General features: G+C 68.8%; 13 protein-coding genes. 5 read left to right on the top strand and 8 right to left on the bottom strand.

Annotated elements, in window-relative coordinates; translation table 11 throughout:
• Positions 1-1,201, top strand: a 1,201-nt coding sequence (locus tag AC1DYX_RS17505; RefSeq protein ID WP_477261055.1) for a sigma 54-interacting transcriptional regulator, incomplete at its 5' end; no start/stop codon positions are given.
• Positions 1,202-1,296: 95 nt separating this feature from the next.
• Here the strand turns inward: AC1DYX_RS17505 and AC1DYX_RS17500 are convergent.
• From AC1DYX_RS17500 to AC1DYX_RS17470, 7 genes are all read right to left on the bottom strand, one after another.
• Complete coding sequence (locus tag AC1DYX_RS17500) at positions 1,297-1,512, bottom strand: hypothetical protein (protein WP_477261053.1); 216 nt, start codon at positions 1,510-1,512, stop codon at positions 1,297-1,299.
• 23 nt (positions 1,513-1,535) lie between these two features.
• The gene (locus tag AC1DYX_RS17495; protein WP_477261051.1) at positions 1,536-1,763 is read right to left on the bottom strand and encodes a hypothetical protein; all 228 of its coding nucleotides are present in this window, start codon (positions 1,761-1,763) and stop codon (positions 1,536-1,538) included.
• Positions 1,764-1,867: 104 nt separating this feature from the next.
• Positions 1,868-3,730, bottom strand: a complete 1,863-nt coding sequence (locus tag AC1DYX_RS17490) for an AI-2E family transporter (protein WP_477261049.1) — start codon at positions 3,728-3,730, stop codon at positions 1,868-1,870.
• Positions 3,731-3,853: 123 nt separating this feature from the next.
• Entirely contained in the window at positions 3,854-4,516 is a 663-nt protein-coding gene (locus tag AC1DYX_RS17485) for a methionine ABC transporter permease (protein ID WP_477261047.1), read from the bottom strand.
• Positions 4,509-5,300 carry an ATP-binding cassette domain-containing protein gene (locus AC1DYX_RS17480; protein WP_477261045.1) on the bottom strand — a complete coding sequence of 264 codons (792 nt, stop codon included), beginning with the start codon at positions 5,298-5,300 and terminating at the stop codon, positions 4,509-4,511. The genes AC1DYX_RS17485 and AC1DYX_RS17480 overlap by 8 nt, the downstream gene beginning before the upstream one ends.
• 12 nt (positions 5,301-5,312) lie before the next feature.
• Positions 5,313-6,542, bottom strand: a complete 1,230-nt coding sequence (locus tag AC1DYX_RS17475) for an acyl-CoA dehydrogenase family protein (RefSeq protein WP_477261043.1) — start codon at positions 6,540-6,542, stop codon at positions 5,313-5,315.
• Between the two features lie 99 nt (positions 6,543-6,641).
• Entirely contained in the window at positions 6,642-7,268 is a 627-nt protein-coding gene (locus tag AC1DYX_RS17470) for a LysE family translocator (protein ID WP_477261041.1), read from the bottom strand.
• A 139-nt stretch (positions 7,269-7,407) separates the two neighbouring features.
• Between AC1DYX_RS17470 and AC1DYX_RS17465 the strand changes: the two genes are divergently transcribed.
• The 4 genes from AC1DYX_RS17465 (at position 7,408) to cphA (ending at position 14,252) form a co-directional block, all read left to right on the top strand.
• Positions 7,408-8,253, top strand: a complete 846-nt coding sequence (locus AC1DYX_RS17465; RefSeq protein ID WP_477261039.1) for a metallophosphoesterase — start codon at positions 7,408-7,410, stop codon at positions 8,251-8,253.
• Between the two features lie 251 nt (positions 8,254-8,504).
• Positions 8,505-9,941 (top strand): amino acid permease, encoded by a 1,437-nt coding sequence (locus AC1DYX_RS17460; protein ID WP_477261037.1) that lies wholly within the window; start codon positions 8,505-8,507, stop codon positions 9,939-9,941.
• Between the two features lie 191 nt (positions 9,942-10,132).
• Entirely contained in the window at positions 10,133-11,590 is a 1,458-nt protein-coding gene (locus AC1DYX_RS17455) for an iron-containing redox enzyme family protein (RefSeq protein WP_477261035.1), read from the top strand.
• 28 nt (positions 11,591-11,618) lie between these two features.
• The gene (gene cphA / locus AC1DYX_RS17450) at positions 11,619-14,252 is read left to right on the top strand and encodes a cyanophycin synthetase (protein WP_477261033.1); all 2,634 of its coding nucleotides are present in this window, start codon (positions 11,619-11,621) and stop codon (positions 14,250-14,252) included.
• Positions 14,253-14,345: 93 nt separating this feature from the next.
• On the opposite strand, the gene AC1DYX_RS17445 is transcribed toward cphA, so the two are convergent.
• A partial coding sequence (locus AC1DYX_RS17445; RefSeq protein ID WP_477261031.1) for an aldehyde dehydrogenase family protein occupies positions 14,346-15,148 on the bottom strand: 803 nt, incomplete at its 5' end.

Genomic DNA, 15,148 nt, shown 5'->3' with positions numbered 1-15,148 from the left:
GGTGCGTCTCGATGCGGCCGAGGTCGCGCAGGGGCAGGTGCTGACCCTGGGGCGCGCCGTCGTGCTGTGCCTGCACTGGATGACCTGCCTGCCCAAGGACAATCCGGTGCCGGGACTCGTCGGCGTGGGCGCGGCCGCGATCGGGCTGCGCGACCAGATCCGCATGGTGGCGCCGACGGACATCCCCGTGCTGCTGTTGGGCGAGACCGGTACGGGCAAGGAAATCGCCGCGCGCGCCATCCACGCGTTGGGCCAGCGCGCGCAGTCGCGGCTGGTGGCCGTGAACATGGCCGCGCTGAACGAATCGCTGGCCGCCGCCGAGCTGTTCGGCGCCGCACGCGGCGCGTACACGGGCGCGCAGGAACGCAAGGGCTTGTTCGCGGAGGCGGACGGCGCCACCCTGTTCCTCGACGAGATCGGCAATGCGCCGGCCTGCGTGCAGCCGATGCTGCTGCGCGTGCTGGAAGGCGGGGATTACCGTCCGCTCGGTGCGAGCCAGGACCGGCGGACGAGCGCGCGCCTGATCGCGGCGACGGACCAGGACCTCGACACGGCCGCGTTCAACCAGGCCCTGCTGCGGCGGCTGGAAGGGTTCGCGATCCAGCTGCCGCCGCTGCGCGCGCGGCGCGAGGACATCGGCGTACTGATCRTGCACCTGCTGCGGGCACACGGCGCGCCGCCGGCGCTGCCGCTGGAACTGGTGGTGGAAATCGCCTGCTACGACTGGCCGGGGAATATCCGCCAGCTTGGCCACGCCTTGCGGCGGGCCGCGCTGCTGGTCCAGCATGGTGGGGCGCCGCAGCTCGAGCAGCTGGTGCGGTTGACGCCGGCGCCGTCAGGGAGCGCGGCGCGGCTGGTGGCGGGTGCGGCGACCGGTGCACCGGCCGCACCTGTCGCGTCGCCGCCAGCGCCGCCGCGCCGCAAGCCGTCCGAGCTCGACGATGCGGAGATTTTGCGGGCGATGGCCGACAACGGCTGGAACATCCAGGCGGCGGCGCGCTCGCTCGGTATCTCGCGCCCGACCATGTACAAGCTGCTCGACGCGCATGGGCAGATTCGCTGGGCCGAGCGGATTCCTGCTGACGAGATCGAACGCGCGTTGACTGCTTGTGGCGGGGATGTGGCGTCTTGCGCGGAAGTGCTCAGGACACCGACCGAATCACTGCGGCGGGAGGTACGGCGCCTGCGCGAGATTGTCTGACCCATGCGCGACACCAGTAAAGCGTCGTCGGGGGCGCGCCGAGCCGTCCAGGGTACGAACCAGACTGTTTTGCCGACGCGGCGGATTGTGGGGAATCAGGACGCGGTATCTTCCGAATCCACGTCCTCGGGTGCGGAGATAATATCGTCGGCAGTGGCAGTGTCGAGGGTGTCTACCGGCGCGGGGGCCGCAATCGGAGGCAACGTACCGACTTCCATTTCCGGCAGCGCCGAAGCGGTTCCGCATACACCCATCGCGACCATGGTACCGATCAGCGCCAGAGCGGCGCCGAATTTCCTGTTTTGAACCATTTGTGTTCCTTTACGAGATCAGATCAGTTGGCAGAACCGTCCGCGTCGTCGTCCGTCGCGACGGCATCACCTGCCGCATCATCCGTCACTTGGGCAGAATCATCCGCCTCCACCTGGGGTTGCACAGCCACGCTGGCAATGTGCGAGCCGACGACCACTTCGGGCAGTGCCGAAGCCGTGCCGCTCACTGCCAGACCCATCAGACCAGCGACCAACGCCAGGCCGGCGCCGAGTTTCTTGTTTTGGACCATTTGTATTCCTTTATCAATTGAACAATACACGCGCGACTTCGTAAATATTAAATTGCGGTGCGGAAATTGTATAGCATATATTGAACAAATGGTCCAGGGGATAATTACCCTCGCGCCGTCCGCTCCGGCGTCACGAACGCGAGCGCCTCTTCGAACGAACGCAGCACGATGTCGACGTGTTCCTCGACGGTGGGCTGGGGCACGGTCGACTGGTCGAACGGCAACCTGATCGTGGCCAGCAGCGCGTCCGGCAGGTGGGTGCGCAATTCCGTTGCCGCGTTGAGCCAGTCGCCCAGCCGGTCGTCCGGCGGGTAAGGCAGGATCACGGTGGAAATCAGTTCGGCCTTTTCCGGACCCGGGCGGTCGGCCGTGCCCAGCAGCGTGCTGCGCGCGTCGACGGCGCCCTCGCGCAGCGCCGAGACGAGCAGTTCGCTGAGCAGCTCGTCGCGTTCCGCGGTCACCGCGGCGCACAGCACGACGGAGTGCGCCGGCACGTCGAGCGAACCCTGCCAGCGGCCCTGGCGCGTCTCGCGCATCTGGCGCAGATAGGCGCCGAGGTTGGCGTCGAGCAGCGAGACGTCGCGCCGGCGCCGCGTGCGCGCGGGCGTGCGGCCGTCGGGATTGAGCAGGGCGGCCACGCGGCCCATCGCGGCGCGCATCGTTTCCACCTGGCTGGCGTCGATGCGGCCGGCGCGCACGTCGGCGCCCGCCAGCGCCAGGCCCGGCAGCAGCACCTTGTCGCAGTAGCGGGCGAAGCTGGCGCGGCGCAGGTAGGCGAGGGCGTCGCGCACGATCGTGTCGCTGTCGGCCGTCAGCAGGCGCTGGTACAGGCGCTGGGCGCCCGACACGTTGGGCGCGTCACCCAGGAGGATCGTCACCGGCTCCAGGCCGCGCACGTGGCGGCCGGCCACGACGAAGCACAGGGTCAGCGGCGTCGACAGCAGCAGCCCGACGGGCCCCCACATCGCGCCCCAGAACACGGCCGAGATGATGACGGCCAGCGGCGACAGGCCGGAACTGTGTCCGTACACCTTGGGTTCGACGACGTTGGCGACGAACAGTTCGAGCGCGCCGAACAGCGCGATGCACGACAGGGCCAGTTGCCAGCCCGGGTCGATGGCGGCGACGAACACGGCGATGACGGCGCCGGCCACCATCACGCCGAGGTAGGGGACGAAGCGCAGCATGCCGGACAACGCGCCCCACAGGCCCGCATGCGGCACGCCGGCCAGCCATAGCAGCAGGCCGATCAGCGTGCCGAACGTCAGGTTGACGATGAATTGCGAGAGGAAGAAGCGCGACACGCCCTGGGCCGCGTCGCCCAGGGTGCGGATCGTGCGGTTGATCTCGGTCTGGCCCGCGAGCCGGATCAGGCGGTCGCGCAGCGATTCGTGTTCGAGCGAGATGAAGACGAGCAGCACGAGCACGAGGCCGGCTTCGCCGAGCGGTCCCCAGGCCATCGCGAACAGGCGCGCCAGCGAATCGCGCGTCGTCAGGCGCGGCTGGCGGATCTCGACGGGGAGCGGCTGCGTGGGGCTGACGCTCACCGTGTTGATGCCGCGCCGGCCGCTGATCGTACCCCGTTCCTGCGGCTGCACGGCGCTGATCTCGGCTTCGATGCGGGCGAACGGCCGCTCCGTCAGTTCGCGCACGGCCGCGACCTTGGTGCGGATCGCGGCCCGGTATTTCGGCAGGTCTCCCGTGACGGCCACGAGCTGGAACGCGAGGACGATGCCGAGACCGACGACACAGGTGCCGACCAGCAGCACGGACAGCATCGTCGCCGGCAGCTGGCCGAGGCCGATGCGGCGCAGCGACCGGATCAGCGGGGCGATGACGAGGCTGAGGATGACCGCCAGTGCGAGCGGTTCGAGGACGTCGCGCCCGAAATACAGCAGACCGAGTACGCAGCAGGCGGCGACGATCGAGCTGGAAGTCAGGTGCTTGAACAGTGTGGAATCGCGCATTCGCGGCCGGCCGGGTGGGATGGGTGGTCATCCCGTCGAGTAAAACCGCCAATGTAGCAAAAAAGGTGGCCGACAATCAAATTTAGTAGAGGAAATATTATCTTTGGCCGGCACAGTGAGCGCTCAACCCTTGTCCACGCGGCGCGCCCAGCGGGTGCCCGTCAGCTGGATCACCTGCACGAGTGCGGCGAGAAGGGCGACCGTGAACACCATGATGTCGGCATCGAAGCGTTCGTAGCCGTAGCGCAGCACGAATTCGCCGATGCCGCCGCCGTCCACGATGCCGGCCACCGCGGTGTACGACAGGACGATGACGAAGAGGGCGGTCAGCGCGACCACGAGGCCGGGCCGCGCTTCCACGAGCAGCACGTGCAGCACGACCTGCAGCCGGGAAGCTCCCATCGCCCGTCCCGCCTCGACGACGCCGCGCGGCACGTCGCGCAGCGCCTGTTCGACGCGGCGCGCGAACCAGGGCACGCTCGCGATCGAGAGCGGCAGGGCCGCGGCCAGCGGCCCGATCGACGTGCCGGCGACGAGGCGCGTGACGGGCAGCAGGGCGACCAGCAGGACCGCGAACGGGAACGTGCGGATCGTGTTGACGGTCCAGCCGAGCAGTCGCGCCAGCGGTCGCGGTGCCGGCGCCGGTTCGGTCCCGGCCAGGAACAGCAGGATGCCGAGCGGACCGCCGAACATGAGGGCGGCGGCGACGCCGATGGCGAGCATGATCAGCGTCTGGCCAAGGGCGTTGCCCAGTTCGGGCAACAGATCGACGAAACCGTCAGGCATGGAGGACTCCCTGGTGGAACAGCACGCCGGCCTCGGTCCCGTAGAACGCCAGTTCACGGCCGAGTGCCGTGGCGCGCGGGGCCGTCGTGTCGGYCGGATCGAAGGTCTCCGCGATGGTGCCGTCGGCGAGGACGGCCACGCGGTTGCACAGCGCGGCCAGCGCCGGCAGGTCGTGGCTGGCGATGACGATGGTGACGCCCGCATCCGCGTTCACGGCGCGCAGCAGCTCGAACAGGGCGCGTGCCGTCGTGGCGTCGAGCGCGGACGTCGGCGCATCGCACAGCACGATCGCGGGCTGGCTGGCAAGGGCGCGCGCGATGGCCACGCGCTGTTGCTGGCCGCCGGACAGGCCGGACGGATACGTACCGGCGTATGCGCCCATCCCGACCAGGTCGAGGCAGTCGAGCACGCGCCGGCGCAGGCGCGGCGGGTTCAAGATGCCGTGCAGGCGCAGCGGTAGGGCCACGTTGTCGTACACGTTCAGGTTCGTGAGCAGGTTCGGCTGCTGGAACACCATGCCGATCTCCCGCCTGGCCGCGCGCAGGTCGCGCCGCGCCAGTCGCGCGAGGTCGCGGCCGGCGACGACGACGGCGCCGCTGTCGGGGACGTCCAGCAGGTTGATCGTGCGCAGCAGCGTGGACTTGCCCGCGCCGCTCGCGCCGACGATCCCGCACACGTCACCGCGCGCGACGTGCAGCGTGGCGGCGCGCAGGACCTGGCGCCGCGTGCCGCCGGCGACGACGCTGGTCGTCACCTGCTCGATGCGGATCAGCGGGTCGGCCATGGCGGCACCCGGTCACGAATACGCGGTCGGTTCCGGCAGCGTGCCGTCGAGCGCGTGGCGGCCGAGGTCGCGCAGCTTGTAGTCGACCGGGTCGTGCAGCGTGTGCACGCGGGCGTTGCGCCAGAACCGGTCGAGGCCGTGCCGGCTGGACGTGGACCGTGCGCCCGTCAGCTCGAACATCTGGTTGCCGATCTCGATGGCGGCACGGTGCGCCAGCAGCTTCGCACCGGTGATGGTCACGGCGACTTCGCCCCGTTCGCGTGCCGTCAGGTGGGCACCGCGCGCGAGCGCCCAGTCGAGCTCCGTCGCGGCCGCGTCGGCCAGTGCCTGGGCGGGACGGACGAGCAGGTGGAAGTTGCCGAAGCGATGCTGGACGTATGGATCGTCCGTCGCCGACGCCACTTCCGGGCTGGACGCGAACCACGGCCGCGCTTCCCCGCGCAGGTAGCCGCGCGCCGCCTCGAGCGCCCCCTCGGCCAGGCCCAGCAGGACATTCGACAGCGCCAGTTGCGCCACCAGCGGGCGCAGCTGCGCCTGTGGCGTCGGTATGCGGCCGGCCGGCTGGAGCACGTCGTCCTGCGCCAGCTGCACGCCGGCGAACGTCACGGTGCCGCTGTCCGTCTGGCGCTGGCCGAACGCGTCCCAGTCGTCCTGCACGGCGATGCCGGCCTGGCGCACCGGCACGACGGCGGTCAGCGACGCGTGCGCGAGCGGATCCCAGGCGCACACCGTGAGCCAGTCGGCGCCGCGGGCACCGGACGCGAAGCTCTTGGCACCGTCGAGCACATACCCGCGCGCGGTCGGCGTGGCGACGAGGCGGCGGTCGAGGGCATTCAGCGCATTGCCCCAGAAGACGTCGCGTTCGATGGTCTCCGTGTACAGCCGGCGCTGCTGTTGCGCGCTGCCTGCCAGGCCGATCCCTGCGACCTGCAGGTGATGGAAGCCGAGCAGGTGGGCGAGGGCGCTGTCGGCACGCGCGACGATGCGCACGACGTTTCCGATCGTCTGCCAGTCGGCGCCGTCGCCGCCGTGCTCGCGCGGCACGGACAACGCCAGCAGGCCGCTGGCACGGGTCAGTTCGCGCTCGCGCGCCGGGTGGCCGCCCAGGCGGTCGCGTTCGACGGCGGTGGCGTGGAGCCGCGCGGCCAGGTCGGTGGCGGCGGCGATCGGGTCGAAGTCAGCGGCGGCCGGGTGGGCCGGGCTGGTCGATGGATGGGGGACTGGGTGCAGTGCCAACGGCATGATCGGTATCCTGTTCAGTAATGAGGCCAGTATTGCAAACGGACGGCCCCGCGTGAACGAAGATATTTGCCGTTGGATATGTGCTTTACGTTATTAGGATCAGCGCGCGACGATCAGGCGCAGGCCGAGCGCGATGAAGATCGTGCCGGCGACGCGGTCGAGCCATTGGCCCGCCTTCGGACGGCGCGCCAGCCACTGGCCGATGGCGCCGGAAAAGAAGCCGAGCAGGCCGAACAGGACGACGGCCTGCAAGGTGAACGTGAGACCCAGCAGCGCCGTCTGCAGGTTGGCGTCGCCGCGCTGCGCCACGACGAATTGCGGCRGGAACGACAGGAAGAACAGGGCGACCTTCGGATTGATGGCGTTGGCGACGAGTCCTTTGACGAACAGCTTGCGCGCGGGGTCGGCCGCGGCGTGAGTCGTGGCTATGCGGGCGCCGCCGCGGCTGCGGATCGCATGCCAGCCCATCCAGGCGAGGTACAGCCCGCCGCACACCTTCAGCGTGGTGAACGCGAGCGGCGATGCGGCGATCAGGGCGCTGACGCCGACGACGGCCAGCAGCGTGTGGCTGATGCAGCCGAACGCGCAGCCCAGTCCGAACGCGACGCCGCGCGTCCGGCCTTTCGAGACGCCTACGCTCAGGACCATCATGTTGTCCGGCCCCGGCGACAGGGTGAGGAGCATGGCGGCGGCGAGGAAGGCGAGGAACTGGTCGGGTGTCAGCATGGGCGGTCCTGGGCGAAGCGGCAATGTTACCGTGGCCTGCACGATTGCACCAGCGCCGGGAAGAACGATCATGCGGCATGGGTGGCGCCGTTGGTGTACAGTGCGAAGTTTGCAATATTTCTTCATCATTCGGCGTTCCATGTCCCGGCACAAGCTCCAGCAACCTCTCCGCAACGCCTTCGAACGCGTCCTGAACGCTGCCCTGCTGAAGGGCCGGCTGGCGGGGATCAGCTACCGGCTCGGCGGCCTGGGACGGGTGCGCGTGACCCGTGCGGACGTGGACCTGGGCCCGGACCGGCGCCTGGCGCAGCCGCTGCGGATCGGCTTCGCGTCCGACTTCCACGCGGGGCCGACGACGCATCCCGCCGTGTTCGACGACCTGCTGGCGGCGATTCGCGCCGAGCGCCCCGACGTGCTGCTGCTGGGTGGCGACTATGTGTGCTTCGATGCGGAGAACGTGTCCGCGCTGGCGGACTTTTTCACGGGCGCGCGGGCGCCGCTGGGAACGTACGCCGTCGTGGGCAACCACGATACCTGGAATGGTCGCGATATCATCGAAGACGCGCTGCGCGCGGGCGGCGTGGAGGTGCTCGTCAACCGTAGCGTGGCGCTGCCGGCACCGTTTGGCAACGTCAGCGTCTGCGGTATCGATGATCCGTGGACCGGGGCGCCATCGGCCAGCGCGACGTTCGCCGGCGCCGGCGACGTGCGGATCTACCTGACGCATTCGCCCGGCGGGCTGTTTCATCTGCAGGACGAGCGCTTCGACGTCGGCTTTGCCGGCCATACGCACGGCGGCCAGATCGCGCGACCGGACGGTGTGCCGCTGTTCAAGCCCAGCGGCCCGTCGTCGCGCCAATACAGCTACGGCCGCTACGACCTTCCCGACAACGGCCCGCTGCTCGTCAGCTGCGGCGTCGGCTGTTCCGGCATCCCGTTGCGCTGGAACGCGGATCCGGAATTGTTGATCTGTACGCTGCGCTGAGTGACATTTTTCGTGGATTCCCAACCTGCCGGCCGCGAATCGGCGTATTTTCTTTGATTCTGGATAACAGAATGGAGATAATGGCACGCCGCTAAGCGTCTGACGTGCACCATGTCGCGTGTCAGGCAGCCTGGCAGGCCCGAGCCCCAGGAGGAGACCCCCTTCGGCGTATGCATGAGCAGGACACCCCTGCCCGCCGCGCGCACGACAATCAGGGACCGGGATCTATCTACTATCGATTGGAGAAAGCAGTGAGTCTTTTCAGAACCAAGAATCTCGACAACATGGTCGCAGTCTCCCGTACCACGGGCGGGCTGAAGAAAGTGCTGGGGCCAACCGACCTCATCCTCATGGGCATCGGGGCGATCGTCGGCACCGGTATCTTCGTGCTGACCGGTACCGGCGCCCTGACGGCCGGTCCGGCGCTGACCGTGTCGTTCATCGTCGCCGCCATCGCATGCGGCTTCGCGGCCATGTGTTATGCGGAATTCGCGTCCACCGTGCCGGTCGCCGGTTCGATCTATACCTACAGCTATGCCGTCCTGGGCGAACTCGTGGCCTGGATGATCGGCTGGGACCTGCTGCTCGAATACGGGCTGGCGACGTCGGCGGTGTCCGTCGGCTGGTCCGGCTATTTCCAGTCGCTGTTGAAAGGCTTCGGCATCGTCATCCCGCAGGCGCTGTCCGCCGCGCCGGGCGCGCTGCCGGGTGTACATACGATCATGAACCTGCCCGCAATGTGCATCATGCTGGTGCTGACGGCGATGCTGTCGTGGGGCGTGCGCGAATCCGCCCGCGTCAACAACGTCATGGTCGTGATCAAGATCACCGTCGTCCTGCTGTTCATCTTCGTCGGCGTCAAGCACGTGACGCCGGCCAACTGGCACCCGTTCGCGCCGTTCGGCGGTTCGGGCATCATGAGCGCCGCCGCCGTCGTGTTCTTCGCGTTCATCGGCTTCGATGCCGTCACGTCGGCCGCCGAGGAAGTCAAGCGCCCGGAACGCGACCTCCCGATCGGCATCATCGGCTCGCTGACCATCTGCACGATCCTGTACGTGATCGTATCCGCCATCATGACCGGCATCGTGCCGTTTAAAATGTTCGAGGGGAATATCGACCACCCCGTCTCGCTGGCGCTGCAGCATGCCGGCGAAAACTGGTTCTCCGGCTGGATCGACCTGGGCGCCATCCTCGGCATGACCACGGTGATCCTCGTGATGGCCTATGGCCAGACCCGCATCATCTTCGCCATGTCGCGCGACGGCCTGCTGCCGGCGAAGCTGTCGACCGTGCACCCGAAATTCGGCACGCCGTTCTTCGCCACCTGGATGGTCGGCATCCTGTTCGGCTTCATCGCCGCGTTCGTGCCGCTGAATGTGCTGGCCGAACTGGTCAACATCGGTACGCTCGCCGCATTCTGCCTCGTCTCGGTCGCCGTCATCGTGCTGCGCAAGAGGCGTCCGGACCTGAAGCGCGCGTTCCGTTGCCCGGGCGTCCCCGTCGTGCCCGCGATCGCCGTCGTGTTCTGCCTGGCGCTGATGTCGTTCCTGTCCGCGATCACCTGGATGGCCTTCGGCATCTGGCTGGTGCTGGGTCTCATCGTGTACTTCGGCTATGCCCGTTCGCGCTCCGCGCTGAACCATGTCACCCCGGCGGGCGCGCCCCGTTCGGACGCGACGCGGCCGTAATGCCATGCACGGACGGCGCGCGCCGTCCGCGTCCCCCGAACGGCGCTGCGGCGCCGTTCGTCGTTGTTGATTCCGTAGAAACGATATAGTTTTTGTAATCCCTGTCCGACACGCCGGAGGGAAGCGTACCGATTACGTCATCAGGGCCGGGTCCGGATAATTCTGGAAGAGCATTTACCAGAAGAATCGATATGACCCCCACTTTTGTCGTCGACATCCCGGCGCGCGCCGCGCCACGCGCGGCCCGCCCGGTCCAGGCCCCGTCCGCCAGGGACCTGTATTTCGCATTGCTGGACAATTCGGCCGGAGCCTTCGATGCGGCAGGCGCCTTCCTGCGCGCGCGCGTCGAAGAAGCCCGCGCCGAACCGGCCGACCTGCCGGAAGCCGCGTGGCAGCTGCAGGGCTGGATCGAGAGCCGTGCCGAGACGGTCGGCATCGCCTACCGCGAATACCTCGCGGCCCGCAAGAACGGCGCGCCGCGCCGCTATTTCACGAACAAGGCGCATGCGCTGTATTTCCTGACGGGCGTGGCGCCGACGAAGCTCGTCGACGGCGCCTGGCTGTACGGCATGCTGCCGCGCTGGGACAAGCCCGATTTCCACCCGCTGATCAAGACCTATCTCGAAGAGCTGGGCGACGGCGTGCCGGACAAGAACCACGTCACCCTGTACCGCCGCCTGCTCGCGGCGCACGGCTGCGGGCACTGGGAGGCGCTGCCGGACGAGCACTTCGTGCAGGGCGCGATCCAGCTGGTGCTCGCCTACCACGCGGACCAATTCCTGCCGGAGGTCGTCGGCTACAACCTGGGCTACGAACAGCTGCCGCTGCACCTCCTGGTCACGTCGTACGAATTGAACGAGCTGGGCATCGACCCGTATTACTTCACCTTGCACGTCACCGTGGACAATGCCGGCAGCGGCCACGCGCACAAGGCCGTGCAGGCGCTGCGCCACCTGATGGCGCAGTCGGCCGACCCGGCCGCATTCTTCGGGCGCGTGCTGGACGGCTACCGGTTGAACGAACTGGGCGCCTGCACGACGTCCGTCATCGGCGCGTTCGACCTGGAGGCGGAACTGGTCGACATCTTCACGGCGAAGGCCGCCATCGGCCGCAACATGCACTCGGATTACTGCCGCGTGGCCGGCCGCTCCGTCAACGACTGGCTCGCCGATCCGGCGCAGATTCCGGCGTTCCTGAAGGCGCTGGAAGATGCGGGCTGGATCCAGCGTGGCGAAGAGGTCGAGCATAGCCGCTTCTGGCGCCTGATCCAGGGCGAGCGCGCCGAGATGTTCGGCGTATTCTCCAGCTACGAACAGCAGGTCTTGCGCGACTGGATCGCGACCCCGCGCGATGCCGGCGCCGCGGCGCGCACGAGCCGCGTGCTGAGCCACCGCGCGCGCCAGCGCTCGATGGAGAGCCTGACGCAGCACGCACAGCGCGGCGGCTATCCGGAACGGGGCCTGATCCGGCGCCGCACCGCGGGTGCCGGCGGCGACACGGAACTGCACCAGCTGGAAGAGCGCGTGGCGGCGGCCAGCGGCAAGCCGGAGGCGATGGCCATGCTGGCGCAGCTGATGTCGCCGTCGCTGCATCATACGGCACCCGGCCTGATGGCCACACGCATGTATTCGCGCCTGCTCGACGCCTGAGCGACCAGGACCGCGCAACGAGGACACCGTGCACATACTCGAACAACGCTTCCTGCGTGGACCGAACATCCACGCCGCCACCCCCTGCCTGCTGTCCGTGCTGGACCTGGACGACCTGTACGGCGTATCCACCCGCGATCTCCCGCAGTTCAACGAGGCGCTGCTGGAACTGCTGCCGTCGCTGGCCGAGTACCTCGTGCCGACGGGCCAGCCGGGCGGCTTCGCCCAGCGCCTGCGCGAAGGGACGTATCTCCCGCGCGTGATCGAACACGTCACGCTCGGCCTGCAATGCCTGGCCGGTGCGCCGGTCGCGTTCGGACGCACGCGTCCCGTGACGGGCAAGCCGGGCGAGTACCGCATCGTCTGTGCCTACCAGCTGGAAAAGGTCGCGCAGCCCGCGTTCGCGCTGGCGGTGGACCTCGTCGACGCGCTCGCCCACGGTCGCCCGTTCGACCTGGCGCCGCGACTGGCCRAGCTGCACGCCCTGGCCGAGCAGTACGCCATCGGCACGAGCACGGCCGCCATGCTGGCCGCCGCGCAGGAGCGGGGCATCCCGGTCCAGCGCATCACCGAAGACGGCAATCTGTTCCAGCTGGGCTGGGGCGTCAGGCAGAAGCGTATCCAGGCAACGATCACGGACGACACGAGCACCATCGCCGTGCGCATCGCCAGCGACAAGCAGCTGACCAGGCAGCTGCTGCGCGAGGCGGGCGTGCCCGTGCCGCAAGGCGAGGCCGTGACGACCGTCGAGGACGCGCTGCGCGTGGCCCAGAAGCTCGCCGCGCCGGTGACAGTGAAGCCTGTGGACGCCAACCAGGGCAAGGGCGTGACGGTGGCCTGCCGTACGAACGGGGAAGTCGAGCAGGCCTACGCGTATGCGCGCAAATACGGCCGGCGCATCATCGTCGAGCGTTACATCGAGGGTTCGGACTACCGCGTGCTCGTCGCCGGCGGCAAGGTGGCGGCGGCGTCGCTGCGGCGACCTGCCCATGTCGTCGGCGACGGCGAACACACCGTGCGCGAACTGGTCGACCTCGAGAACCGCAACCCGGCGCGCGGCGCGGGCCACACGAACATCCTCACGCAGATCGCGCTGGACGCCCACGCCGAAGACCTGCTGCGGCACCAGGGCTTTGAACCGGACGTGGTGCCGCCGGCCGGCACGACGGTGTACTTGCGCGGCAATGCCAACCTCTCCACGGGCGGCACGGCGGAAGACGTGACGGACCTGCTGCCGGAATCCACGCGCCGCCTGTGCGTGCGCGCGGCCGCGAAGATCGGCCTGGACGTGGCCGGCATCGACATCGTCTGTCGCGATATCGCCTTGCCGCTGCCCGACCAGGATGGCGCCGTCATCGAAGTGAACGCGGCGCCGGGCATCCGCATGCACCAGTACCCGAGCGGCGGCATGCCGCGCGACGCCGGCGACGCCGTCGTCGCGAGCCTGATGGGCGATTCCGACGGCCGCATCCCGATCATCGCGTGCACGGGCACGAACGGCAAGACGACCACCACGCTGCTGATGGCGCACACGGTGCGCCTCGCGGGCCAGGTCGTGGGCGTGACGAGCACGCACGGCGTCACCATCGCCGGCAAGGAAGTCACGCAGGGCGATTGCACCGGCTACTGGTCGGCGCGCACGGTCCTCGCGTCGCCGGACGTGGAATTCGCCGTGCTGGAGACGGCCCGGGGCGGCATCCTGAAACGCGGCCTGGCGTTCGACCGCTGCGACATCGGCATGGTGCTGAACGTGTCGCCCGACCACCTGGGCCTGGACGGCGTCGATACCGTCGAAGACCTCGCGCAGGTGAAGGCCGTCGTGCCGCTGTCCGCCAGCCGCGCCGTCGTGCTGAACGTCGAGGACCCGCTGTGCGTGGCGATGGCGCGCCGCGTGCATCCGGACGTCGAGATCGTCTATTTTTCCATGGAGGCGGACGACCCCGTCCTGCTGCGCCACCTGGAGGAGGGCGGCCGCGCCGTCTACTTCCAGGATAACGCGATCGTCATTGCGGACGCCACCTATCACCAGGAACTGCTGCGCGTGGAAGCGATGCCGATCGCGTTCGGTGGCCGGGCGCGCTACAACATCGCCAACGGCCTCGCGGCCGCGGCGGCCCTGATGGCGGCCGGCTTTTCGAACCTGCAGATCGCGACGGGCCTGTCGACGTTCGTCAGCGACGGCAAGACGAACCCGCTGCGCACGAACGTGTTCGACGTGCGCGGCGTGACCGTCATCGTCGACTATGCGCACAACCCGGCGGCGTACGGCGCGCTGGCCGAGATGGCGCGCGCGCTGCTGCCGGGCCAGCTGGTGGGCATCGTGACGGCGCCGGGCGACCGCCGCGATGCCGACCTGCTGGACGTGGGCCGCGTGTGCGCCGCCCGCTTCGACGAGCTGGTGGTCTACGAATCGTCGAGCCGCGGCCGCTCGTACGGCGGCGCCGTCGACCTGATCTTGCAGGGCGCGGAGGACGTGGTCGGCAAATCCGACACGCTGCACCGCGAACTGGACGTGGGCGAGGCGATCCGCCTGGGCCTGTCGCTGTGCGCGCGCGGGGACGTGCTGGTGTTCGCGTGCGGCTCGTCGCTCGCCGTGTTCGTGGAGGCGATCCGCGCGACGGACCCGGAGAGCGCCGCACGGATTGCCGCACAGGTGGGCTGAGCGCCGTTATTCGTCCTGCTGCGCCGTCGCGCCACGCCCGGATCTCGGGGGAAGCAGATGTGTACGGGACGGAGCCTGTGCCCCCACCGCTGGTCATGCATGCCGGCCACCCCGGATCGGATGGTGGCTCGGCCCACGCTGCAGGGTAATCCAGCGCAAATCCGTGAATTCCGCGATGGCCGCCTTGCTGTTGAAATGCCCGTAGCCGCTGCCCTGGACGCCGCCGAACTGCATCTGCGCCTCGTCGTGCACGATCGGGCCATTGATATGGCAGGTGCCCGACTCGATGCGTCGCGCGACGGCCATGGCGCGGCCGACGTTGCGCGAGAACACCGACGCCGACGGGCCGTATGCGTTGTCGTTGGCGAGCAGGATCGCTTCCTCGTCGGTATCGAAGCGCAACACGGAGGGGAGGGGTCCGGACGACTCGTCCTGGCGCATGCGCAGGTCCGGCATGGTGCACACGCGGCTGTCGTCAGCGGGGACGACCCTGCCGGCCAGCGGCATGCTCGCGCGGGCGGTCAGCAGGGCGGTCGTCTGCGTGGCCAGCTTTTCGACGAAAGCGATCGCGATCTTGCGATCGACGATGATCCGGTCGACCGACATGTGACTCTGGCCATGGTTGAAGAAGGCGCTGAAGACGGCTGCGTCCACGGCCGCGTCCAGGTCGGCGTCGTCCAGCACGACGACGGGATTCCCGCCGCACAACTGGAGCAGCACGGGCTTCAGGTGCGCGGCGGCCAGTTGCGCGATGATGCGGCCCACGCGGGCCGACCCGGTGAAGTTGATGCGGCGGACGGCCGGGTGGGCGACGAGGCGCTCCACCACGCGGGCCGCGTCGTCCGGCGCGTTCGAGAGGAAATTGACGACGCCTGAAGGGAACCCTGCATCGACGA

Source organism: Massilia sp. P2_C2 (assembly GCF_056404615.1).
This window is presented reverse-complemented; position numbering and strand designations above follow the sequence as displayed.

Coding starts and splice junctions, on each gene's coding strand:
- AC1DYX_RS17485 (WP_477261047.1), bottom strand. CDS start 4,516: ATGCCTGACGGTTTCGTCGATCTGTTGCCCGAACTGGGCAACGCCCTT.
- AC1DYX_RS17455 (WP_477261035.1), top strand. CDS start 10,133: ATGACCCCCACTTTTGTCGTCGACATCCCGGCGCGCGCCGCGCCACGC.
- AC1DYX_RS17500 (WP_477261053.1), bottom strand. CDS start 1,512: ATGGTTCAAAACAGGAAATTCGGCGCCGCTCTGGCGCTGATCGGTACC.
- AC1DYX_RS17465 (WP_477261039.1), top strand. CDS start 7,408: ATGTCCCGGCACAAGCTCCAGCAACCTCTCCGCAACGCCTTCGAACGC.
- AC1DYX_RS17490 (WP_477261049.1), bottom strand. CDS start 3,730: ATGCGCGATTCCACACTGTTCAAGCACCTGACTTCCAGCTCGATCGTC.
- AC1DYX_RS17475 (WP_477261043.1), bottom strand. CDS start 6,542: ATGCCGTTGGCACTGCACCCAGTCCCCCATCCATCGACCAGCCCGGCC.
- AC1DYX_RS17495 (WP_477261051.1), bottom strand. CDS start 1,763: ATGGTCCAAAACAAGAAACTCGGCGCCGGCCTGGCGTTGGTCGCTGGT.